Raw genomic sequence first — 19,395 nt, forward strand, 5'->3', positions numbered from 1 at the left:
CCAGGTACGCCGGCCGACCCTCTGAGCTCGGGTGATGGGGGTTACCTGTGGGGAAGACCACCCGGTTCGCGGCTATGGTTCGTGGTTGCTTAGGCGATACAAGTAGTAGGGACGGCAGCGTGGGCGTCCTGCGCCCCGAACTCGCTCAACCCTGGAGGAACCCGTGCCCGCCACCGGCCGTGCCACCGCCCGGTCCTGGCTGATCTGGCTCGCCGCCGTCACCGTCTACCTGCTCGCCGTCTTCCACCGGACGTCCTTCGGCGTCGCCGGGCTGCAGGCCGCCGAGCGCTTCGGCGTCGGCGCGGCCGCGCTCGGCACCTTCACCGTCCTGCAGGTCGGCGTGTACGCCGCCATGCAGATCCCGACCGGCGTCCTGGTCGACCGCTACGGTCCCCGCCGCGTCCTCACCGTCGCCGTGCTGGTGCTCGGCGCCGGTCAGCTCCTGCTCGGCGTCGCCCACTCCTACGGCCTCGGCCTGCTCGCCCGCGGGGTACTCGGCCTCGGCGACGCGCTCACCTTCGTCAGCGTCCTCCGCCTGGTCGCGGCCCACTTCCCGGGCCGCCAGTACGCCCTCCTGACGTCGTTCACCGCGGCCGTCGGCTACATCGGCAACCTCGCCGCCACCGTTCCGCTCGCCCTGGTCCTCGACGGCGCCGGCTGGACCCCCACCTTCCTCGCGGTCGGCGTGATCACGGTGCTCTACACCCTCGTCGTCGCCCTCCGCGTCCGTGACGTCCCGGCGGGCACCCCGGAGCCGGTCCGCGAGGCGGTCCGGCCCCGCGAGCTCGCCCACCAGGTCGCCGAGGCCTGGCGGACGCCGGGGACGCGCCTGGGCTTCTGGGTCCACTTCAGCACGATGTTCGCCCCGAACGTCCTGACGCTGCTCTGGGGCGTCCCCTGGCTGGTCCAGGGGCAGGGCCAGGCGAAGGCGACGGCGAGCGCGATGCTCACCGTGTTCGTCTTCGGCTCGATGGCGGGCGGCCCGCTGCTGGGCGGCCTGATCGGACGGCGGCCGTCGCTGCGGATGCCGCTGGTCGGCGGCTACATCGGCGGGGCCGTGCTGGTCTGGGCGGTGCTGCTGGGCTGGCCGGGCCAGGTGCCGCTGCCGGTGCTGGTGCCCGCGTTCGCCTTCCTTGCCCTCGGCGGCCCGGCCTCGATGATCGGCTTCGCGCTCGCCCGCGACTACAACCCGCTCAGCCGGGTCGGGACGGCGACGGGCGTGGTCAACGTCGGCGGCTTCGTGGCGACGACGTTCGCCGCCCTCGCCGTCGGCGTGCTGCTCCAGACCACCGGCGGGGACTTCCGGGTCTCCCTGCTGGCGCTGGTCGCGGTGCTGGCCTTCGGCACGGTCCGGATGCTCGTGTGGTGGCGCCGCACCCGCACCCACCTGTTCCTGGCCGAGGCCCGCGGCGAGGAGCTGCCGGTGCGGATCACCCGCCGCCGCTGGGACGCCGCTCTCCCGGAGACACCGATCGTCGCAGCGTGACCGCCTGCAGCAGCTCCGGCGCCACGGCGAACCCGCGCCGCCGGTAGGCAGGCACGGCCCGCGGCGACGAGTGCACGGTGACCCGCTCCAGCCCCAGCTCCGCGGCGAGCCGCAGGGCGCCGTCGATCAGCCGGCCGCCGAGGCCGCCGTCCCGCGCTTCCGGCACGACGTACACGCTCTGCAGGTCCCCGGCGGCCCGCGACGGCGCCGCCGGCGTCGGCACGCGCGGGGTGATCGCCAGGAACGCCATCCCGAGCACGCGGTCGTCGCGCACCAGGACGAGGCACCGGTGGGTGGCCGCGTTCTCCCGCGCCCAGGCGGCGAAGGCCCGCACGAACGCCTCGCGGCCCCCTTCGGGCAGCCCGTCCCGCTCGGCCACCCAGCGCCACCTGAGCGCGGCGACCTCTTCCAGCTCGGCGGGCCGGGCGGCCCGGACTTCGATCTCCGTCACCCCGCCATGGTGGCTGCCGGAACGCGGGAAAGCCCGGGCCGGGCGGGGAAGCGGCCGTCATCCGGACCTCGACAAGCGGCAGCTAGGGTTGCCGCGTGTCGAGCCCGAAACCGCCCCGCCGTCCCGCCCCGCCTCCCGGCCTGCTCATCGTCGACAAGCCCGCCGGCATGACGTCGCACGACGTCGTCGCGCGCGCCCGCCGCATCATGGGCACCCGCAAGGTCGGGCACGCCGGCACGCTCGACCCGATGGCCACCGGGGTGCTCGTGCTCGGCATCGAGCGCGCGACCAAGCTGCTCGGCCACCTGGCCCTGGACCGCAAGACCTACCTCGCCACGCTGAGCCTCGGCAGCAGCACGACCACCGACGACGCCGAGGGCGAAGTCCTCACCACCGCGGACACCGCGCAGACGACGGACGAGGACATCGCGAGCGGCGTCGAGAAGCTCACCGGCGACATCCAGCAGGTCCCCAGCGCGGTCAGCGCGGTCAAGATCGACGGCAAGCGCGCCTACGCCCGGGTCCGGGCCGGCGAGGACGTCGTCATCCCGGCCCGCCCGGTCACCGTCTACCGCTTCGACGTCCTCGCCGTCCGCCACGAGGAGGACCACGTCGAGGTCGACGCGGTCGTCGAGTGCTCCTCCGGCACCTACGTCCGCGCGCTGGCCCGCGACCTCGGCGCCGACCTCGGCGTCGGCGGCCACCTGAAGGCCCTCCGGCGCACCACCGTCGGCCCCTTCACCCTGGCCAGGGCGAGGACGCTCGACCAGCTCGAAGAACAGCCCGAACTGAGCCTCGACCTCGACGCCGCCGTCGCCGCCGCGTTCCCCCGCCGGGATCTCGACGCCGCCACGGCGAAGGCGGTCCGCCACGGCCAGCGCATCCCGGCCGCCGGCATCGAGGGCACCTACGGGCTCTTCGGTCCCGACGGCCGGGTGCTCGCGCTGGCCGCCGACGAACAGGGCGTGTCCCGCGCGGTCGTCGTGTTGCTGCCCGCCTAGGGTGGGTTCGAGAGACAGGAGTGTGACGTGCTTCGGTGGCGTGGGCTGGGGGACCTTCCCGGCAGCTGGGGCCGGTGCGTGGTCACCATCGGCGTGTTCGACGGTGTCCACCGCGGGCACCAGGAGCTGATCAACCGGACGGTCGCGGCGGCCGCCGAGCGCGGCCTGCCGAGCGTCATGCTGACGTTCGACCCGCACCCGTCGGAGGTGCTGCGCCCGGGCAGCCACCCGGCGCAGCTGACGACGCTGCGGCGCAAGGCCGAGATCGTCGAAAGCCTCGGCGTCGACGTGTTCTGCGTGCTGCCGTTCACCCTGGAGCTGTCCCGGCTGGGGCCGGAGGAGTTCGTGCACGAGGTGCTGGTCGACCGGCTGCACGCGGCCGCGGTGATCGTCGGGGACAACTTCACCTTCGGCGCCAAGGCGGCCGGCGACGTCGAGCTGCTGCGCGCCCTCGGCCGCCGGTTCGGCTTCGCCGCGTACGGCGCCGAGCTGCAGGGCAAGGAACTGTCCGAAGAGGACCAGTCGGCGATCACCTTCTCCAGCACCTACGTCCGGTCGTGCATCGACGCCGGTGACGTGGTCGCCGCGGCCGAAGCGCTCGGCCGCCCGCACCGCCTCGAAGGCATCGTCGTGCGCGGCGACGGCCGGGGCCACGAGCTCGGCTACCCGACGGCGAACCTGTCGACCCCGCGGTTCGCCGCCGTCCCGGCCGACGGCGTCTACAGCGCGTGGTTCACCCGTTCGGCAGACCCGGCGCGCCGGCTGCGCGCCGCGGTCTCGGTCGGCACCAACCCGACGTTCTCCGGCCGCGAGCGCACCGTGGAGGCGTTCGTCCTCGACGTCGACGAGGACTACTACGGCCAGCACGTGGCCATCGACTTCGTGACGCGGCTGCGTGACCAGGTCCGGTTCGGCGACTCCGCCGGGCTCGTCGCGCAGATCGACGACGACGTGGTGGCGACGAGAAAGGCACTCGAACTGCCCCCGGACGCCCTGACCGGGGACGAATAGGGGATTCCGCGTCCACGAACCGGGCAGCGATGGCAAGATGCTCACGGACGGTGTGCGCGACTGTGCTCACGACGGTGTGCGCGCTGTGCTCGTGAAAACAGGGGAGCAGGAGACTGGTGGAGGACCACAAGATCGTCCAGCGGAACATCGCGTTGCAGCGCGAGTGGTACGGGGAGCCGCTCGGCGACCGCGTGCGCCGGCTCGTCGTCGCGTTCGACGTTTCGCAGGCGTTCCTGGCGGAGGTCCTCGGGATCAGCGCCCCCATGCTCAGCCAGGTGATGAGCGGGCGGCGGGCGAAGATCGGCAACCCGGTCGTGCTGGCCAGGATGATCATGCTCGAGCGCAAGATCCTGGTGCCGGAGGTCGCGGCGGGCAACCGTGACGCGATGCTGGCCGCGATGGAGGACGTCCGTGACTCCCGGCCCACCGTCGGCCGCGACAACATCCCGGTGGTCAACGAGGACGCGAAAGTCCTCGCCTACCTGCGCGACCTGGCCGAGGACGAGGACCTCGGCGAGGCCGCCAAGCGCCTCGACGACGACTTCCCGGCCATCGCCGACCTGCTCCGCCGGGCGGGCAACGGCGCCTGATGCCGGTCCTGTTCAGCGCCCTGCTCCCGCCGGAGGACGTCGTCGCGGCGATCGCCGCGGAGCTCGGCGCACGGGACAGCGGCCTGCGCTGGGAGCCGCCCGAGCGCTGGCACGTCACTCTCGCCTACTACGGCCAGGACGACGTCGGGACGCGCGCGGCCTGGCTGGGCGAGCGGCTGGCCGGCCGCCGGTGCGTCGACGTCCGGCTGGAAAAGGCCGCGACGTTCCCCGGGGTGCTGTGGTTGACTGTCGCCGGAACGGAGCTGACACCGCTCGCGAACGCCGCGGGCGCCGGTGCCGAACCGAGGCCCTACCGGGCCCACCTGACGCTCGCGCGGTTCCCCCGGGAAGAACCCGGGCTCGCCGCGCGTTGGACAGAGCGTCTCGCGGATTTCACGAGCCGGTGGTGGCCGGCCACCGAAGTGGCGCTGATGACCAGCGAACGCGAACGGGGTGCTCCCCGCTACCGGGTGGCCCGCACCTTCGAGCTGGACCGCGCCTGAACAGCGTGTTCAGCGGGCTGGTAACCTCGACGATCGGGTCCGGCTGCAGTCCGTGGCGGCCGTGACCGTCTTCCCGGCGTGCATCCGGCGTCCGGGGCCGCACGGCACTGAATATTTCGAGGAGCAACACAAGTGGCGCTGTCCACCGAAGAGAAGAAGTCGATCCTGGCCGAGTACGGCGTGCACGACTCGGACACCGGATCCCCCGAGGCCCAGGTGGCGCTGCTCACCAAGCGCATCGTCGGCCTCACCGAGCACCTCAAGGCTCACAAGCACGACCACCACTCGCGTCGCGGGCTCCTGCTGCTGGTCGGCCGTCGCCGCCGGCTGCTGAACTACGTGATGAAGGTGGACATCGAGCGTTACCGTGCGCTGATCCAGCGCCTCGGCCTGCGCCGATAGCTTTACCCGAGGGGGAGTGACCACGAGGTCGCTCCCCCTCGCCACAAGATGGCGCGAGCGCGCACGAGGGTCCGTCCGCCGGTCCTCGGTAGTGGTTCCCGGGAAGCGTCCCGGGAGCTTCGATCGAAGACCGGCCTCATTCCTCGAGCGTCCTCAGGCGAAACGGGTCCCAGGGTGGGAGACTCGCGCCAGTAGAAGGAACCAAAGAGGAGAAACATCTATGACCGACTCCACCGGAGTCACCGTGCACGAGACCGAAGCCGTCATCGACAACGGCCGGTTCGGCACCCGCACCGTCCGCTTCGAGACGGGCCGGCTGGCGCGCCAGGCCGCCGGCGCCGTCGTCGCGTACCTCGACGAAGAGACCATGCTGCTCTCGGCGACGACCGCGTCGAAGCACCCGAAGGAGCACTTCGACTTCTTCCCCCTCACCGTCGACGTCGAAGAGCGCATGTACGCCGCGGGCCGCATCCCGGGCGCGTTCTTCCGCCGTGAGGGCCGCCCGTCGACCGACGCGATCCTCACCGCCCGCCTGATCGACCGCCCGCTGCGCCCGTCGTTCGCCGACGGCCTCCGCAACGAGATCCAGGTCGTCATCACCGTCCAGAGCCTCAACCCGGACGACCCGTACGACGTGCTGGCCATCAACGCCGCTTCGGCGTCGACCCAGATCGCCGGCCTGCCGTTCTCCGGCCCGGTCGGCGGCGTGCGCGTCGCGCTGATCGAGGACCAGTGGGTCGCGTTCCCGACCTGGTCGCAGCTGGAGAAGGCGACCTTCAACATGGTCGTGGCCGGCCGCATCGTCGGTGACGACGTCGCCATCATGATGGTCGAGGCCGAGGGCACCGAGCACACGCTCGACCTGATCGCCGCGGGCGGCAAGGCGCCGGACGAGACCTCGGTCGCCGAGGGCCTCGAGGCCGCCAAGCCGTTCATCAAGGTCCTGTGCGAGGCGCAGCAGCGCCTGGCCGCCGAGGCCGCCAAGCCGACCGGCGAGTTCCCGGTCTACCCGGCCTACCAGCCGGACGTCTACGAGGCCGTCGCGGCGATCGCCACCGACGACCTGGCCCGCGCGCTGCAGATCGCCGGCAAGCAGGACCGCGACGCCGCGACCGACGAGGTCAAGGCCGCCGTGATCGAGAAGATCGGCCTTGGCGAGGGCGAAGCCTTCGAAGGCCGTGACAAGGAGATCGGCGGGGCGTTCAAGGCCCTGACGAAGAAGATCATGCGCCAGCGCGTCCTCACGGAGAAGATCCGGATGGACGGCCGTGGCCTCACCGACATCCGGTCGCTTTCGGCCGAGGTCGCCGTGATCCCGCGGGCGCACGGCTCGGCGCTGTTCGAGCGCGGCGAAACCCAGATCCTGGGCGTCACCACGCTGAACATGCTGCGCATGGAGCAGCAGATCGACTCGCTCTCCCCGGAGACGACGAAGCGCTACCTGCACCACTACAACTTCCCGCCCTTCTCCACCGGTGAGACCGGCCGCGTCGGTTCGCCGAAGCGCCGCGAAATCGGTCACGGCATGCTCGCCGAGCGCGCCCTGGTGCCGGTGCTGCCGAAGCGGGACGAGTTCCCGTACGCGATCCGCCAGGTCTCCGAGGCGCTGGGCTCCAACGGCTCGACGTCGATGGGCTCGGTCTGCGCGTCCACCATGGCGCTGTACAACGCCGGCGTGCCGCTGAAGGCGCCGGTCGCGGGCATCGCGATGGGCCTGGTGTCCGATGAAGTGGACGGTGAGACGCGTTATGTGGCGCTGACCGACATCCTCGGCGCCGAGGACGCCCTCGGTGACATGGACTTCAAGGTCGCCGGCACCAAGGACATCATCACCGCGCTGCAGCTCGACACGAAGCTCGACGGCATCCCGTCGGAGGTCCTCGCGGCCGCGCTGAAGCAGGCGAAGGACGCCCGCAGCACCATCCTCGAGGTCATCGCCGAGGCGATCGACGGCCCGGACGAGATGAGCCCGTTCGCGCCGCGCGTCACCTCCGTGAAGATCCCGGTCGACAAGATCGGCGAGGTCATCGGCCCGAAGGGCAAGATGATCAACTCGATCACCGAGGAGACCGGCGCCGACATCTCCATCGAGGACGACGGCACGATCTACGTGGGCGCGGCCGACGGCCCGTCGGCGGAGGCGGCGATCGACAAGATCAACGCCATCGCCAACCCGCAGCTGCCCAAGGTCGGCGAGCGCTTCCTCGGCACCGTGGTGAAGACGGCCGCGTTCGGCGCGTTCGTCTCGCTGCTGCCGGGCAAGGACGGCCTGGTGCACATCTCGAAGCTGGGCAACGGTAAGCGGATCGCCAAGGTCGAGGACGTGGTCAACGTGGGCGACAAGCTCCGCGTCGAGATCGCCGACATCGACAACCGCGGCAAGATCAGCCTGATCGTGGTCAAGGACGAGGACGCCAAGCCCGCCGAGGGTGACGCCCCCAAGGCCGACGCCGAGAAGGCCGAAGCCAAGTAAGCACCGCTTGTTCGATCCGTGAAGGCCATCTCGGGGGTACCCCTGAGGTGGCCTTCACGGCAAGGTGAGTAAGGAACTAATGGCACGGCAGGTTTCCGGGCACGAGCAGCCCGTCGGCACCACCCGCACGCTGGAGTCCACTCCGGACGGTGCGGTCGTCAAGCGCAGTGTCCTGCCCGGCGGCCTGCGGGTGATCACCGAGCACGTCCCCGCGTCGCGCTCGGCCACGGTCGGGCTGTGGGTCGCCATCGGCTCCCGCGACGAGCCGGCCGCCGTCGCCGGTGCCGCGCACTACCTCGAGCACCTGCTGTTCAAGGGCACCAAGCACCGCGACGCCACGCAGATCGCCGAGGAGATCGACGCGGTCGGCGGCGAGTTCAACGCCTTCACGGCGAAGGAGCACACCTGCTACTACGCGCAGGTGCTCGACGCCGACCTCCCGCTGGCCGTCGACCTGGTCACCGACGTCGTCTTCGACGCCCTGTGCACCGACCGCGACATGGACATGGAGCGCAGCGTCGTCCTCGAAGAGATTTCGATGCGCGACGACGACCCCGAGGACCTGCTGCACGAGACGTTCGTGACGGCGATCCTCGGCGACCACCCGCTCGGCCGCCCGGTGCTCGGCACCGAGAAGTCGATCATCGGCATGTCCCCGGCCGCGTTGCGGAACTTCTACAAGCGCCGCTACACGCTGCCGCGGATGGTCCTGTCCGTGGCCGGCAACATCGACCACAGCCAGGTGCTGCGGCTGGTCCGCAAGGCGCTCGGCGAGCGCCTCACCGGCACCGCGACGCCGATCGCGCCCCGCGAAGGCCGGGCCCGGATCAAGACCCCGCCGAAGCTGGCCCTGCACACCGACGACACCGAGCAGGCGCACGTCATGCTCGGCCTGCGCTCGCTGTCCCGCCACGACGACCGCCGCTTCGCGCTGTCGGTCCTCAACGCGGCGCTCGGCGGTGGCATGTCGTCGCGGCTGTTCCAGGAGATCCGCGAGCAGCGCGGGCTGGCGTACCAGGTGTACTCGTCGGTCGCGAGCTACGCCGACACCGGGCACCTGGCCGTGTACGCGGGCTGCCAGCCGGAGAAGCTCGGCGACGTCGCCGGCGTCATCCGCGAGGTGCTGGACAAGGTCGGCGTCGACGGCCTGACCGACGCCGAGGTGGCCCGCGCCAAGGGCCAGCTGCGCGGCGGGCTGGTGCTGGGCCTGGAGGACACGTCGTCGCGGATGTCGCGGATCGGCAAGAACGAGCTCAACTACGGCCGCTACCTGGGCGTCGACGACACGATTGCCCGCATCGACGCGGTCACCACCGAGGACGTGTGTGCGCTCGCTCGCACTTTGTTCGCGCGGCCCGGTGGCGTCTCGGCCGCGGCGGTCGTCGGGCCGTACGCTCACGCCGACGACCTTCCGGACGACCTGCACGAGGTGATCGCGTCATGACCATCAACGTCGGTGTGCTCGGCGCCCGCGGCCGCATGGGCGCGACGGTGGTGAAGGCCGTCGAAGGCGCCTCGGACATGAAGCTGGTGGCGGCGCTGGACGCGGGCGACGACTTCGCGGCACTGAGCGACGCCCAGGTGGTCGTGGACTTCACCCACCCCGACGCCGTCATGGGCAACCTGGAGTACCTGGTCGAGCACGACATCCACGCGGTCGTCGGCACCACCGGGTTCAGCGAGTCGCGCTTGGCGTCGCTGCGCGCGCTGCTGGAGCCGAAGCCGTCGCTGGGCGTGCTGATCGCGCCGAACTTCGCCCTGGGCGCGGTGCTCGCGATGCGGTTCGCGGCGCAGGCGGCGAAGTTCTACGCCTCGGCCGAGATCATCGAGCTGCACCACAACCGCAAGGCCGACGCGCCGTCCGGCACCGCCGCGCACACCGCCCGGATGATCGCCGCGGCGCGCGCGGAAGCGGGCGTGACGCCGGGCCCGGACGCGACGACGGACGAGCTGGACGGCGCCCGCGGCGCGACGGTCGAGCAGGTCCGGGTGCACTCGGTCCGCCTCCCGGGCCTGGTCGCGCACGAGGAGATCCTCTTCGGCGGTGAAGGGGAAACCCTGACCATCCGCCACGACTCCCTCGACCGGACGTCGTTCATGCCGGGCGTGCTGCTCGGCGTGCGCGAGGTGCTGAACCGTCCCGGCCTGACGGTCGGCCTGGAAAACGTCCTCGACCTGTGAGGGCCCGCAACGTTGCGCTGCTGCTGACGGCGGCGCTGGTCGTCTACCTGTTCCTGCTGGCGGACAGGGCCATCGCGCTGTTCAAGACCGGCACGGGCGCCGGCATCGCGCTGGGCGCCGGTGTCCTGCTGCTGCCGGTGCTCGGCCTGTGGGTGGTCGTGGTGACCTGGCGCAACGGCCTTCAGATCCAGCGCCTGTCCCGCCGCCTGGACGCCGAGGGCGCGCTCCCGGACGTCTCCGACCTCCCGCGCCGCCCCTCGGGCCGGGTCGATCGCGAGGCGGCCGACGCGTGGTTCGAGGAGCGCCGCGCGGAGGTCGAGGCCGACCAGGACAACTGGCGCGCCTGGTACAAGCTCGCGTACGCCTACGACATCGCGGGCGACCGCCGCCGGGCGCGCGAGACGATGCGGAAGGCCGTCGAGCTGGAAGCCGCCTCACGTGCCGAGTAGGTCCGGCGCGAAGATCTCCTCGATCCGCCACCGCCGCGCGGACAGGCCCTGCTCGTGGTGGTACCGCAGGTAGGTGTCGAGCGCGGTGCGGTTGGCCGCGATCCCGTAGGGCCACCAGTCCTCGCCGAACTCGGCGACGGTGTCGTCGACCAGCGCGTTCGCCCACGGCAGCATGGTCTGCACCTGGTAGAGCCGCTGTCCCCGGCGGTAGCGCGCGGTGGCGGCGTCCTTCGCGGCTTCGAACATCGTGTAGACGCGCCGGGCCAGGCCGGGGTCGCCGGCGAGCAGGTCCCGCCGGACGACGACCGTGTGCATGATCGGGAAGATCCCGGTGCGGCGGTGGTAATCGCGCTCCCGGTCCGGGAAGTCGGGGAAGAGCCGGGCGACGTTCGGGGAGCCCTCGAGCACGCACTGCGGGACGTTGGCCGAGAACAGCACGTCGAGTTCGCCGGTGTCGAGCATGGTGCCGAGCGTCTTCCCGTCGCCGGCCACGGTGACGTCGACGTCGTCGGGATGCGGGTGCGGGATGAAGCCGAACGGCTCGGCGGGGTGCTCGAGACCGCCGACCACCCACCGGTTCGCCTCGGGCCGGAACCCGTGCTCGTCCATCAGGATGCCTTTGGCCCACACGCCCGAGTCCTGGCCGTAGGTGCCGAACTCGCCGATGGTCCGGCCGGTGAGGTCACCCGGTCCGGTGATCCCCGAGTGGGTGTTGACGAAGACGCACGAGTGCCGGAAGACGCGGTTGGGGAAGATCGGCAGCGCCACGAACGGCGTGCCTTCGTCGAGCAGCCGCAGGTAGAACGTCAGGCCGAGTTCGGCGACGTCGAACTCGCCGCGGATCGCCCGCTCGAAGATCTCCGGCAAGGTGGGGGCGGTCTCCACGCCGGTCAGGTCGCGGGTGGTGTCGTAGGTGAAGGTGCCGATGCGCATGGTTCCGATCCTCGGCGCGCGGGGCCCGGGACGTCCAAGACCGGTTCGGGCCACTCGATACCGTGGGGGTATGGACTTGCGGGCGCTCCGGTACTTCGTCGCGGTGGCCGAGGAGCGGCACGTCGGGCGCGCGGCGGAGCGGCTGCACATGGCGCAGCCGCCGCTGAGCCGCGCGATCCGGAGGCTGGAGGACGAGCTGGGCGCGGCGCTGTTCGACCGCACGCCCAAGGGCGTCACGCTCACCGGCGCGGGCGAGGTGCTGTACGACGAAGCGGTGGCGCTGCTGGCGCAGGCGGGCCGTATCCGAGACCGCGTGACCGCGGCGGCGACCCTGAGGGTCGGGACGTTGGCGGACGCCGCCGAGCAGGTCGGCGCCCGGCTGGTGGCTCGGTTCCGCGAACGGCACCCGCAGGTGGACGTGCGCGTGCACGAGACGGACCTCGCCGACCCGACGGCCGGGCTGCGCGCCGGCCTGGTCGACGTGGCACTGACCCGCACACCGTTCGACACGGCGGGGATCGGAGTCCACGTGCTGCGCCGGGTTCCGGTGGGCGTGGTGCTGCGCGACGGCGACCCCCTGGCGGACCGGACGACGGTCTCGACGGGCGACCTGGCGGGCCGCCGCTGGGTCCGCCTCCCGGACGGCACCGACCCCCGCTGGACGGCGTACTGGACGGCCGGCCCGCCGGGTGCGGACGCGCCGGTTCTGCGGACGATCCAGGAGTGCCTGCAGGCGGTGCTGTGGAACGGCATCGCGGCCCTCGCCCCGGTGGACCAGCCGCTCCCGCCGGGGCTGCGGGTGGTGCCGGTGTCCGACCGGCCGGAGAGCGAGCTGGTGGTGGCGTGGCCGAAGGCGGGCGGTCCGCTCGTGCGCAGTTTCGTGCGGATCGCGGCGGAGGCCGACCGTTGACGGCTCTGGGCGGCTTGCCGGTGGGTGGTTCGCACGGGTCGCGGCGGGGTGGCCCGTTGACGGGACCGGGCGGCCTGCTGGTGGTGGCTTTGTGCGGATCGCCGTGCGGGCGGATCGGTGAAAGTGCTGGGCGGCTTGGTGGCGCGCGGATCGGCGCGGGGGCGGTTCGGTGAAAGTGCTGGGCGGCTTGGTGGCGTGCGGATCGGCGCGGGGGCGGTTCGGTGATGGTGGTGGGGCGGCCCGGTGGTGGCCGGTTGTGTGCGGATTGCCGTGGGGATGGATCGGTGATGGTGGTGGGCGGCCCGCTGGGGCGGAGTTCGGTGGTGGTCCCCGTGGGAGCCGGCTGGTGATACTGCTGCTGAAGCTCGTCCTGGCGCCGTTGCTGGTGGTGGGTTCGTCGGTCGCCGGGCGGCGGTGGGGGCCCGCGGTGACCGGGCTGCTGGTCGCCATGCCGGTCGTTGCCGGGCCGATTCTGCTGATCACCTACCTGGAGCACGGGCCGGTGTTCGTCGCGCGGGCCGCGTCGGCGTCGTTGCTGGGGCTGGTGTCGCTGGCCGCGTTCGGCGTGGTGTTCGCGCGGGTGTCGCGGGCGCGCGGCTGGGTCGGGACGGTTTTCCTCGGCTGGCTCGTGTGCCTGGCCCTGGACCTGGCGCTGTCGTTCGCACCGGTGCCGGTGTGGGTGGCGCTCGGGCTGGCGTGGGCGGCGGCCTGGGTGGGCATCCGGTTGCTGCCGGAGCCGGGGGAGGCGGGGCCGGTGACGTTGCCGTGGTGGGACCTGCCCGCCCGCGCCCTCGCGACCGCGGTACTGGTCGTGGTCCTGACGGCCGCGGCCGGACGGCTCGGCCCCGACCTGACGGGAGTCCTCGCCCCCTTCCCGACCGGGACCAGCGTGGTGGCCGTGTTCGCACTGGCCCAGGGCGGCACCCGGGCCGCCGCGGCGACGATGCGGGGAGTGCTCCGCGGGCTGGGCGGGTTTTCGGCTTTTTGTTTTCTGGTGGCGGTGTTCGCCGAGCCGATCGGCGGGTGGGCATTCGTGGTGGCGGCGGCCGGGACGGTGGTGTGGCAATTCGCTGACAGTTGTCGTTCGTTCGGGAAATGAGCGGCGTTCGTACTATCGGCCGCATGAAACCGACTTCGTCTTCTCCTGGTTGCCGGGCGTTGTCCGCGTCGCTGCGTGAGGTGCGTGAGGCGCGGAAGTTCGGGTTGCGTGAGCTGGCCCGGGCCCTGGAAGTGGATCCGCGGTTGTTGTCCCAGTGGGAATTGGGGGTTCGCGTGCCGCCGATCGAGGAGGTGGCCCGGATCCTCGGATACCTGAGAGTGGATCGGGTCACGACCAATCGGATCCTGGCTTTGGTGCAGCACACCAAGAACCCCAACTGGCTGGACTCCAACCCCTCGGATCTCCCCGCGGCGCTGACGGCGGTCATCCAGTGCGAGCGGACCGCCAGCCGGATCACCAACTGGTCGCCGCTGATCATTCCCGGATTGCTGCAAACTCCCGACTACGCCCGCGCTCTGCTCGCCGCCTCCGACATCAAGGTCGAGGAAGTAGATGTGCGGCTGATGGCCCGCTTGAAACGGCAACGCATTCTCTCCGGCTATGAGCCGGTTCGGGTCCAGGCCCTCATCTCCGAGTTGGCGATCCGCGAGGTGGTCGGCGATGCGGACATCATGTCCGACCAGATCGATTACCTGCTGCGCTTAGCTGTTACATCTAACATTTCAGTGCGGATCGTGCCTGCCGACGTGGGTTACCACCCAGGCAAGGGCGGTATGTTCGCTCTGTACGAGTTCCCGAGCGACCCGGCGATCGTTCTGTTGGAGCATCACCACGCAAGCGCCTTCATCAACGAGTTGGACGCTATCGCCAGCTATCGGAAGCTGGTAAAGCTGTTATCCGACAAGGCTTTGAGCGAAGAGGCATCGCGGAGCCTGCTGCAGGAGATGGCGCGATAGGGGGCACTGTGGTCACCTGGCGGAAGTCGAGCTACACAGCCAAGGACGAGTGTGTCGAGGTGTTCCTCGCCGAGACCGTCGGCGTGCGGGACACGAAAGCCCGCCACCTCGGCCAGCTCACCGTCTCCCGCTCCGCCTGGACCGCCCTGCTCTCAGTGGTGCAGCCACCCTGCGAACACCGCAGGTGAAGCCGCTATCAAACTGAAGCGGATCCACCTTCCGGCCAGTCCCGTGGTCAGGAACGTCGCGAGCCGCATTCGCACCAACCCGGCCAGCACGCTCGTCGCCATGAACGGCGGCAGCCCGACCAGGGAGCTCACCCCGTACGTCCCCGCCATCCAGTGCGGGTGCCGGTGGCAGCGCTCGCGCAGCCGCTCGACCCACCCGCGGATCCGCTTGGTCCGCAGCTGCCAGCGCACCCGCCGTGGCGTCAAGGGCCGCTCGCGGTGGAGCCGGTCGTGCAACGGCTTCGGCAGCTTGATCGTCCCGCGCGCGGCGAGGTAGTACAGCGTCTTGCCGGCGATCTGCCCGACCGCCACCGCCGCCCCCAGCCACAACCAGTGCAGCCCCGGCTGGCTCGCGCACAGCCCGAGCAGGAAGACCTCGGCGTTGATCAGCGGCACGATGGCCGAACCGAACGCGACGCCCAGCGTCAGCAGGATCCAGCTCATCGTGTCACCTCCTGAAAAGCTCTCGCGTTCTTCCAAGTTATCAGTTCGAAATCTCCGCGCACTGGGGTTGACCCCACCTTTCGGCCGGTGGTCCGCACCAGAAGATCACCTGACGGACGGCTTCCCGTCACCCTCCGCCGGAACAATGACGGGGTGGCCGCCGAGCAACCCCGTACGCCCGCTGACCGATTCGGCGCCCTCTGCCAGGCCGTCGTGCGCGTGCTGCCACTGGGTCTGTCGCGGATCGTGGCGCCGACGTTTCTCGGGTTCTGCCTCATCAACGGGTTCACGTTCGGCGTCGACCTCGGGCTGCTGACCGTCTTCCACGGGGTGTTCGGCTGGCCGGTGTGGCTGGCGATCACGCTCGCTTACGTCTGCGCGTTCGGGCTGAGCTTCGCGCTGAACCGGACGTTCAACTTCCATTCCCACGCCGCCGTCGGAACCCAACTCGCGCTTTACATCATTGCGATCGGTGTCAATTACGCGGCGTTTCTGCTGGGTGTGGGCGCCGGGTTGACGGCGCTGGGCGTCGAATACCACGTCTCGCGGCTGCTCGCGGGCGCGTGCGAAGGCGTGTTCATGTACGCCGTGATGCGGTGGGTGATCTTCCGGGACTCAGGCGAGCTCGAGGTCGAGGTCGCCGGTGAGCCGGACTTCGCGGACCATCCGGTCGCCGGTGTCGAGGGTGCGGACGGTGCCGTCGGGGTTCCAGCCGGCCCGGCGGTAGAAGGCGAGGGTGGCGTGGTCGCCCTGGGCGACCCAGGCGATGCCGCGGGAGGCGCCGTCGGCCCGCAGGCCCGCGGCGGCCGTCGCGAGTAGCCGCCCCGCGTGCCCGCGGCGCCCCCAGCGCGGCTCGACGAGCAGGGTGGCGATCAGCCCGGTCGTCCCGGCGTCCTCGGGCAGGCTCCCGTCGGCTTGGGCGACCTCCTCTTCGGGCGCGCGGCCGGCGACGCAGAAGCCGACGGTGAACTCGCCTTCGGTGGCCACGTACACGAGGCTGTCCGGGTAGTCGATGGTCTCCGCCCAGGTGCCGGCCAGGTCGGTGGCGGCCAGCTGCGCGAGGGCCTGCTTGCCGAGGAGGTCTTCGTAGGCGGCGTGCCAGGTGTCGCGTTGGATGCGGGCGATCTCCGCGGCGTCGGACAGGTCGGCGGGGCGGACGGCGGCGTCGCTCATGGGTCGTGAAATTAGTACAGCGGCGCGAAGCGCCTCCGTTGAGGGCGGTGGTGAGGGCATGGATGGACGGTCGCCGGTTTTGTCGGTGGTGGGTGGCACCATGACCTCATCATGCAAACGATCAGCGTCTCGACGGCCCGGAAGACGTTCCTGGCCGCACAGGGCTTCAGCGACCCGCGTCCCTCCGGCGTGCCTTCGCGGCAGCACCTGAAACGGGTGTTGTCGCGGGTCCAGCTGCTGCAGCTGGACTCGGTGAACGTCGCGGTCCGGGCCCACTACATGCCGGTGTTCTCGCGGCTGGGCTCGTACGACCCGGCGATGCTCGACGAAGCGGCGTGGGCGCACTCGGCGCGTCGCCCGCGGTTGCTGGTGGAGACGTGGGCGCACGAGGCGAGCCTGCTCCCGATCGAAGACTGGCCGCTGATCCGCTCGGGCGCCAAGCGCGACGGCTGGTGGCGGCACTACGGGCCGTTGATCGAGAAGTCGCCGGGCCTGGTCGACGAAATCCTGTCGGTGGTCAAGGAGCTGGGCCCGATCGGCGCGGGCGGCATCGAGCGCGCGGTGGAGGCGGACGCGCAGCGCCGCGGGCCGGGCTCGTGGTGGGAGCGGTCGGAGGTCAAGCGCGTCTGCGAGTACCTGTTCGGCATCGGCCAGCTGACCACGGGCACGCGGCGTTCCTTCGAACGTCTCTACGACCTCACCGAGCGGGTCGTCCCGCCGGAGATCCTGTCCCGCTCGGTCACCGCCGACGAGGGGGCGCGGGGCCTGATCTCGCGGTCGGCGCGGGCGCTGGGCGTGGCCACCGAGACCGACCTGCGCGACTACTACCGCCTCGGCCCGGGCCCGGCCCGCCAAGCCGTGGCGGAGCTGGTGGAGTCGGGGGAGCTGGAGCCGGTCGCGGTGCGCGGGTGGAAGCAGGTGGCCTACCGGCACGTCGCGGCGCGGACGCCGCGGAACGTCGCGGGCCGGGCGTTGCTGTGCCCGTTCGACCCGCTGATCTGGGAGCGGGCCCGCACCGAGCGGCTGTTCGGGTTCCACTACCGGATCGAAATCTACGTCCCGGAGCCGAAGCGGGTGTACGGGTACTACGTGTTCCCGTTCCTGCTCGACGGTTCACTGGTCGCGCGCGTCGACCTGAAATCCGATCGGGCCGCCGGCGTGCTGCGGGTCCAGGGTGCGTTCGCGGAGGAGGGCGCGGACGTGGCCCGGGTCCTCCCGGAGCTGGTGGCGGAGCTGCGGCACATGGCGGAGTGGCTGGGCCTGTCCGGCGTGGTGGTGGGCACGCGTGGCGATCTGGCCGGGCCGCTGGCGAAGCTGGTGCGCTGAGGAAGCTTGACCTTGACACAGTGACAAGGTCTTCACTGCGGGGGAGGAGGTGGTCACGATGAACCACGCAACGGACACCCGGCTGCTCGAGGCGCTGGGCGCGGCGAACCCGTCGACCCGGCTCCAGGCGGCGCTGGCCGCGGGCACCCGGGCCGACCCCGGGCTCGTCGAGGCGCTCGTGGCGCGGTGCGCGGCCGAGCCGGACTTCTTCGTCCGCGACATGCTCACCTGGGCGCTGACCCGCCTGCCCGCGGAGCTGACCGTGCCCCGGCTCGTCGCGGAACTGCGCTCCGGCCGGGCCCAGGCCCGCAGCCAGGCCCTGCACACGCTGTCCAAGATCGGCGACCGGACGGCGTGGCCGGCGCTCACCCGGGAGCTGCTGCACGACCGGGACGACGAAGTCGCGCGAAGCGCCTGGCGGGCGGCCGTCGTGCTCGTGCCGCCGGGGGAGCACGCGGACCTGGCGGCCGAGCTGGCCCGTGAGCTCGGCCGCGGTGACCGGGCCGTGCAGCTGAGCCTCAGCCGGGCCCTCGTCGCGCTCGGCGACGTGGCCGAAGGGGCCTTGCGGGCGGGGCTGGTGAGCGCCGACCCGGTCGTGCGGGCGCACGCCCGTGCCACGGAACGGCTGCTGCAGGACCCGGAGGCCGGGTTCGACGTGGCCGTCGACGAGGCGAGGCGGATCGTCGCGCTCGGCCCGGAACGCGCGGCGAGCTGATGGGCGAGACGGCCGTGGGCGCCTTGCGGCCGGAGCGCGCTGCGGGTGCGGCGTGCTGATCGGTGAGGTGGCCCGCCGGTCCGGGGTGAGTTCGCGGATGCTGCGGCACTACGACTCCCTCGGGCTGGTGCGGCCGACCGGCCGGACCGTCGGCGGCTACCGCGAGTACGCCGAGGCCGACATCCGCCGGATCTTCCACGTCGAAGGCCTGCGGTCGCTGGGGATGTCGCTGCGGCAGATCGGGCAGGCGCTGGCGGATCCGGCCTTCACACCGTCCACTTTGGTCGGTGAGCTGATCCGGCGGACCGAAGACCGGCTGGAGCGGGAGCGGGAGCTGCTCGAGCGGCTCCGCGCGATCGACGCCTCGGAGCCCACGGGCTGGGACGGCGTGCTGCACGTCGTCGAGCTGCTGCACGGGCTCGATTCCCCCAGCCCGGGGCGCCGGCAGCAGGCCGCGCTGGACGTGCCGCTCCCCACCGAGCTGCTGGCCAGGGCGGTCCTGACCGAGACGAACCCGAACGTCGCCGGGGCCCTGCGCTGGGCGCTGGCACGGGCGGGCGCGGACGGCCTGCCCGCGGTGGCCGCCGGCCTGAGCTCACCCGACGCCGAAGTCCGGCGGCGCGCGCTCCTGGCGATCGCCGAGCTACCGGGAGAAGAGGCGGCAGCGGCGCTGGCATCCGCGCTCGAGGACCCGGAGCCGGGCATCCGCCGCCACGCGGCACTGGCCGCCGGCCGCCGCGGAACGACGGCCGCGGTCCCGATTCTGGTCGGCATGGTGGCCGAGGGAACGAGCGACGTCGAGGCGGCGGAGGTCCTGGGCACGCTGGCCTCGGACCCGGAGCTGGGGCAGCAGATCGTGAGCGCGCTGGCCGCCGAGCTGTCCGCGGACACGGCGGTCCGGATCCGCGTGGCCCAGGCGCTGGCCGAACTCCCGGCCCCGTTGTCGCAGGACACCTTGCGGCGCATGGCCGACGACGAGGACCGGGTGGTCGCGCTGATCGCCTCGGCGGTCACGGAAGCGCTCGGCAGGTCCGGCTCGTAGGCCTACCGGCGTGTGGCTGGCGGCCGCGTTCGCCGCCGCCAGGCTGCGGTTCGCAGGTCCACCGGCCGCCGCGCGCCATGCCCGTCGCCGCGGGGACCGGCCTTCTGCGACTCGAAGCCCGG

The 19,395-nt window shown here is 71.8% G+C and carries 21 protein-coding genes and 1 pseudogene; 18 read left to right on the forward strand and 4 right to left on the reverse strand.

The window, feature by feature from the left end; genetic code table 11:
- Positions 1 to 163: 163 nt before the first annotated feature.
- Positions 164 to 1,486 carry an MFS transporter gene (locus ABZX11_RS28530; RefSeq protein WP_354918457.1) on the forward strand — a complete coding sequence of 441 codons (1,323 nt, stop codon included), beginning with the start codon at positions 164 to 166 and terminating at the stop codon, positions 1,484 to 1,486.
- Here ABZX11_RS28530 and ABZX11_RS28535 read toward each other — a convergent pair.
- Positions 1,431 to 1,937, reverse strand: a complete 507-nt coding sequence (locus tag ABZX11_RS28535; protein ID WP_354918460.1) for a GNAT family N-acetyltransferase — start codon at positions 1,935 to 1,937, stop codon at positions 1,431 to 1,433. The two genes, ABZX11_RS28530 and ABZX11_RS28535, sit on opposite strands and share 56 nt — an antisense overlap.
- Before the next feature lie 95 nt (positions 1,938 to 2,032).
- Here ABZX11_RS28535 and truB point away from each other — a divergent pair, with 95 nt between their 5' ends.
- The 9 genes from truB (at position 2,033) to ABZX11_RS28580 (ending at position 10,547) form a co-directional block, all read left to right on the forward strand.
- Positions 2,033 to 2,938 carry a tRNA pseudouridine(55) synthase TruB gene (truB, locus tag ABZX11_RS28540; protein WP_176171584.1) on the forward strand — a complete coding sequence of 302 codons (906 nt, stop codon included), beginning with the start codon at positions 2,033 to 2,035 and terminating at the stop codon, positions 2,936 to 2,938.
- Between the two features lie 27 nt (positions 2,939 to 2,965).
- A complete protein-coding gene (locus tag ABZX11_RS28545) occupies positions 2,966 to 3,949 on the forward strand; it encodes a bifunctional riboflavin kinase/FAD synthetase (protein WP_354918463.1) in 984 nt (327 codons plus the stop codon).
- Between the two features lie 116 nt (positions 3,950 to 4,065).
- Positions 4,066 to 4,539, forward strand: coding sequence for a helix-turn-helix transcriptional regulator (locus ABZX11_RS28550; RefSeq protein ID WP_176171582.1), 474 nt, complete (start codon positions 4,066 to 4,068; stop codon positions 4,537 to 4,539).
- Complete coding sequence (locus ABZX11_RS28555; protein WP_354918466.1) at positions 4,539 to 5,042, forward strand: 2'-5' RNA ligase family protein; 504 nt, start codon at positions 4,539 to 4,541, stop codon at positions 5,040 to 5,042. The genes ABZX11_RS28550 and ABZX11_RS28555 overlap by 1 nt, the downstream gene beginning before the upstream one ends.
- 132 nt (positions 5,043 to 5,174) lie before the next feature.
- The gene (gene rpsO, locus ABZX11_RS28560) at positions 5,175 to 5,444 is read left to right on the forward strand and encodes a 30S ribosomal protein S15 (RefSeq protein WP_003084034.1); all 270 of its coding nucleotides are present in this window, start codon (positions 5,175 to 5,177) and stop codon (positions 5,442 to 5,444) included.
- 220 nt (positions 5,445 to 5,664) lie between these two features.
- The gene (locus tag ABZX11_RS28565; protein WP_176171580.1) at positions 5,665 to 7,917 is read left to right on the forward strand and encodes a polyribonucleotide nucleotidyltransferase; all 2,253 of its coding nucleotides are present in this window, start codon (positions 5,665 to 5,667) and stop codon (positions 7,915 to 7,917) included.
- Positions 7,918 to 7,996: 79 nt separating this feature from the next.
- Positions 7,997 to 9,361, forward strand: coding sequence for a pitrilysin family protein (locus ABZX11_RS28570; protein WP_354918469.1), 1,365 nt, complete (start codon positions 7,997 to 7,999; stop codon positions 9,359 to 9,361).
- A complete protein-coding gene (gene dapB / locus ABZX11_RS28575) occupies positions 9,358 to 10,098 on the forward strand; it encodes a 4-hydroxy-tetrahydrodipicolinate reductase (RefSeq protein ID WP_176171578.1) in 741 nt (246 codons plus the stop codon). Before ABZX11_RS28570 ends, dapB begins: the two co-directional genes overlap by 4 nt.
- Positions 10,095 to 10,547: a tetratricopeptide repeat protein gene (locus ABZX11_RS28580; protein ID WP_176171577.1), complete on the forward strand. Its 453-nt coding sequence runs from the start codon at positions 10,095 to 10,097 to the stop codon at positions 10,545 to 10,547. The genes dapB and ABZX11_RS28580 overlap by 4 nt, the downstream gene beginning before the upstream one ends.
- On the opposite strand, the gene ABZX11_RS28585 is transcribed toward ABZX11_RS28580, so the two are convergent.
- Complete coding sequence (locus tag ABZX11_RS28585; RefSeq protein WP_176171576.1) at positions 10,533 to 11,480, reverse strand: 4,5-dihydroxyphthalate decarboxylase; 948 nt, start codon at positions 11,478 to 11,480, stop codon at positions 10,533 to 10,535. The two genes, ABZX11_RS28580 and ABZX11_RS28585, sit on opposite strands and share 15 nt — an antisense overlap.
- A 70-nt stretch (positions 11,481 to 11,550) precedes the next feature.
- Here ABZX11_RS28585 and ABZX11_RS28590 point away from each other — a divergent pair, with 70 nt between their 5' ends.
- From ABZX11_RS28590 to ABZX11_RS28605, 4 genes are all read left to right on the forward strand, one after another.
- Positions 11,551 to 12,390, forward strand: coding sequence for a LysR substrate-binding domain-containing protein (locus tag ABZX11_RS28590; protein ID WP_176171575.1), 840 nt, complete (start codon positions 11,551 to 11,553; stop codon positions 12,388 to 12,390).
- Between the two features lie 346 nt (positions 12,391 to 12,736).
- A complete protein-coding gene (locus ABZX11_RS28595) occupies positions 12,737 to 13,489 on the forward strand; it encodes a hypothetical protein (RefSeq protein ID WP_354918474.1) in 753 nt (250 codons plus the stop codon).
- A 23-nt stretch (positions 13,490 to 13,512) separates the two neighbouring features.
- Complete coding sequence (locus ABZX11_RS28600; protein ID WP_354918477.1) at positions 13,513 to 14,346, forward strand: Scr1 family TA system antitoxin-like transcriptional regulator; 834 nt, start codon at positions 13,513 to 13,515, stop codon at positions 14,344 to 14,346.
- Between the two features lie 59 nt (positions 14,347 to 14,405).
- The gene (locus ABZX11_RS28605; protein WP_354918525.1) at positions 14,406 to 14,534 is read left to right on the forward strand and encodes a DUF397 domain-containing protein; all 129 of its coding nucleotides are present in this window, start codon (positions 14,406 to 14,408) and stop codon (positions 14,532 to 14,534) included.
- On the opposite strand, the gene ABZX11_RS28610 is transcribed toward ABZX11_RS28605, so the two are convergent.
- On the reverse strand, positions 14,499 to 15,017 hold the full coding sequence (locus ABZX11_RS28610; protein WP_354918480.1) for a hypothetical protein: 519 nt from the start codon (positions 15,015 to 15,017) through the stop codon (positions 14,499 to 14,501). The genes ABZX11_RS28605 and ABZX11_RS28610 overlap by 36 nt on opposite strands.
- Positions 15,018 to 15,263: 246 nt before the next feature.
- Here ABZX11_RS28610 and ABZX11_RS28615 point away from each other — a divergent pair.
- Positions 15,264 to 15,614: pseudogene (locus ABZX11_RS28615) on the forward strand (GtrA family protein); the annotation flags it as partial.
- A gap of 18 nt (positions 15,615 to 15,632) precedes the next feature.
- Here the strand turns inward: ABZX11_RS28615 and ABZX11_RS28620 are convergent.
- A complete protein-coding gene (locus tag ABZX11_RS28620) occupies positions 15,633 to 16,190 on the reverse strand; it encodes a GNAT family N-acetyltransferase (protein WP_354918483.1) in 558 nt (185 codons plus the stop codon).
- A gap of 111 nt (positions 16,191 to 16,301) precedes the next feature.
- Between ABZX11_RS28620 and ABZX11_RS28625 the strand changes: the two genes are divergently transcribed.
- Genes ABZX11_RS28625 through ABZX11_RS28635 form a run of 3 tightly spaced genes read left to right on the forward strand, consistent with a single transcriptional unit; the run spans position 16,302 to position 19,273 of the window.
- A complete protein-coding gene (locus tag ABZX11_RS28625) occupies positions 16,302 to 17,516 on the forward strand; it encodes a crosslink repair DNA glycosylase YcaQ family protein (RefSeq protein WP_354918486.1) in 1,215 nt (404 codons plus the stop codon).
- 58 nt (positions 17,517 to 17,574) lie between these two features.
- Complete coding sequence (locus ABZX11_RS28630; RefSeq protein WP_354918489.1) at positions 17,575 to 18,231, forward strand: HEAT repeat domain-containing protein; 657 nt, start codon at positions 17,575 to 17,577, stop codon at positions 18,229 to 18,231.
- A 52-nt stretch (positions 18,232 to 18,283) separates the two neighbouring features.
- Positions 18,284 to 19,273, forward strand: coding sequence for a HEAT repeat domain-containing protein (locus ABZX11_RS28635; protein WP_354918492.1), 990 nt, complete (start codon positions 18,284 to 18,286; stop codon positions 19,271 to 19,273).
- Positions 19,274 to 19,395: the final 122 nt, after the last annotated feature.

Source organism: Amycolatopsis sp. NPDC004169, from assembly GCF_040610315.1.
Taxonomy (GTDB): Bacteria; Actinomycetota; Actinomycetes; order Mycobacteriales; family Pseudonocardiaceae; genus Amycolatopsis.

What these genes read in the sequence shown, in the direction of transcription:
- ABZX11_RS28585 (WP_176171576.1), bottom strand. Translation starts at nt 11,480, where the DNA reads ATGCGCATCGGCACCTTCACCTACGACACCACCCGCGACCTGACCGGC.
- ABZX11_RS28590 (WP_176171575.1), top strand. Translation starts at nt 11,551, where the DNA reads ATGGACTTGCGGGCGCTCCGGTACTTCGTCGCGGTGGCCGAGGAGCGG.
- dapB (WP_176171578.1), top strand. Translation starts at nt 9,358, where the DNA reads ATGACCATCAACGTCGGTGTGCTCGGCGCCCGCGGCCGCATGGGCGCG.
- ABZX11_RS28630 (WP_354918489.1), top strand. Translation starts at nt 17,575, where the DNA reads ATGAACCACGCAACGGACACCCGGCTGCTCGAGGCGCTGGGCGCGGCG.
- ABZX11_RS28620 (WP_354918483.1), bottom strand. Translation starts at nt 16,190, where the DNA reads ATGAGCGACGCCGCCGTCCGCCCCGCCGACCTGTCCGACGCCGCGGAG.
- ABZX11_RS28570 (WP_354918469.1), top strand. Translation starts at nt 7,997, where the DNA reads ATGGCACGGCAGGTTTCCGGGCACGAGCAGCCCGTCGGCACCACCCGC.
- ABZX11_RS28610 (WP_354918480.1), bottom strand. Translation starts at nt 15,017, where the DNA reads ATGAGCTGGATCCTGCTGACGCTGGGCGTCGCGTTCGGTTCGGCCATC.
- ABZX11_RS28625 (WP_354918486.1), top strand. Translation starts at nt 16,302, where the DNA reads ATGCAAACGATCAGCGTCTCGACGGCCCGGAAGACGTTCCTGGCCGCA.
- ABZX11_RS28600 (WP_354918477.1), top strand. Translation starts at nt 13,513, where the DNA reads ATGAAACCGACTTCGTCTTCTCCTGGTTGCCGGGCGTTGTCCGCGTCG.
- ABZX11_RS28555 (WP_354918466.1), top strand. Translation starts at nt 4,539, where the DNA reads ATGCCGGTCCTGTTCAGCGCCCTGCTCCCGCCGGAGGACGTCGTCGCG.
- ABZX11_RS28565 (WP_176171580.1), top strand. Translation starts at nt 5,665, where the DNA reads ATGACCGACTCCACCGGAGTCACCGTGCACGAGACCGAAGCCGTCATC.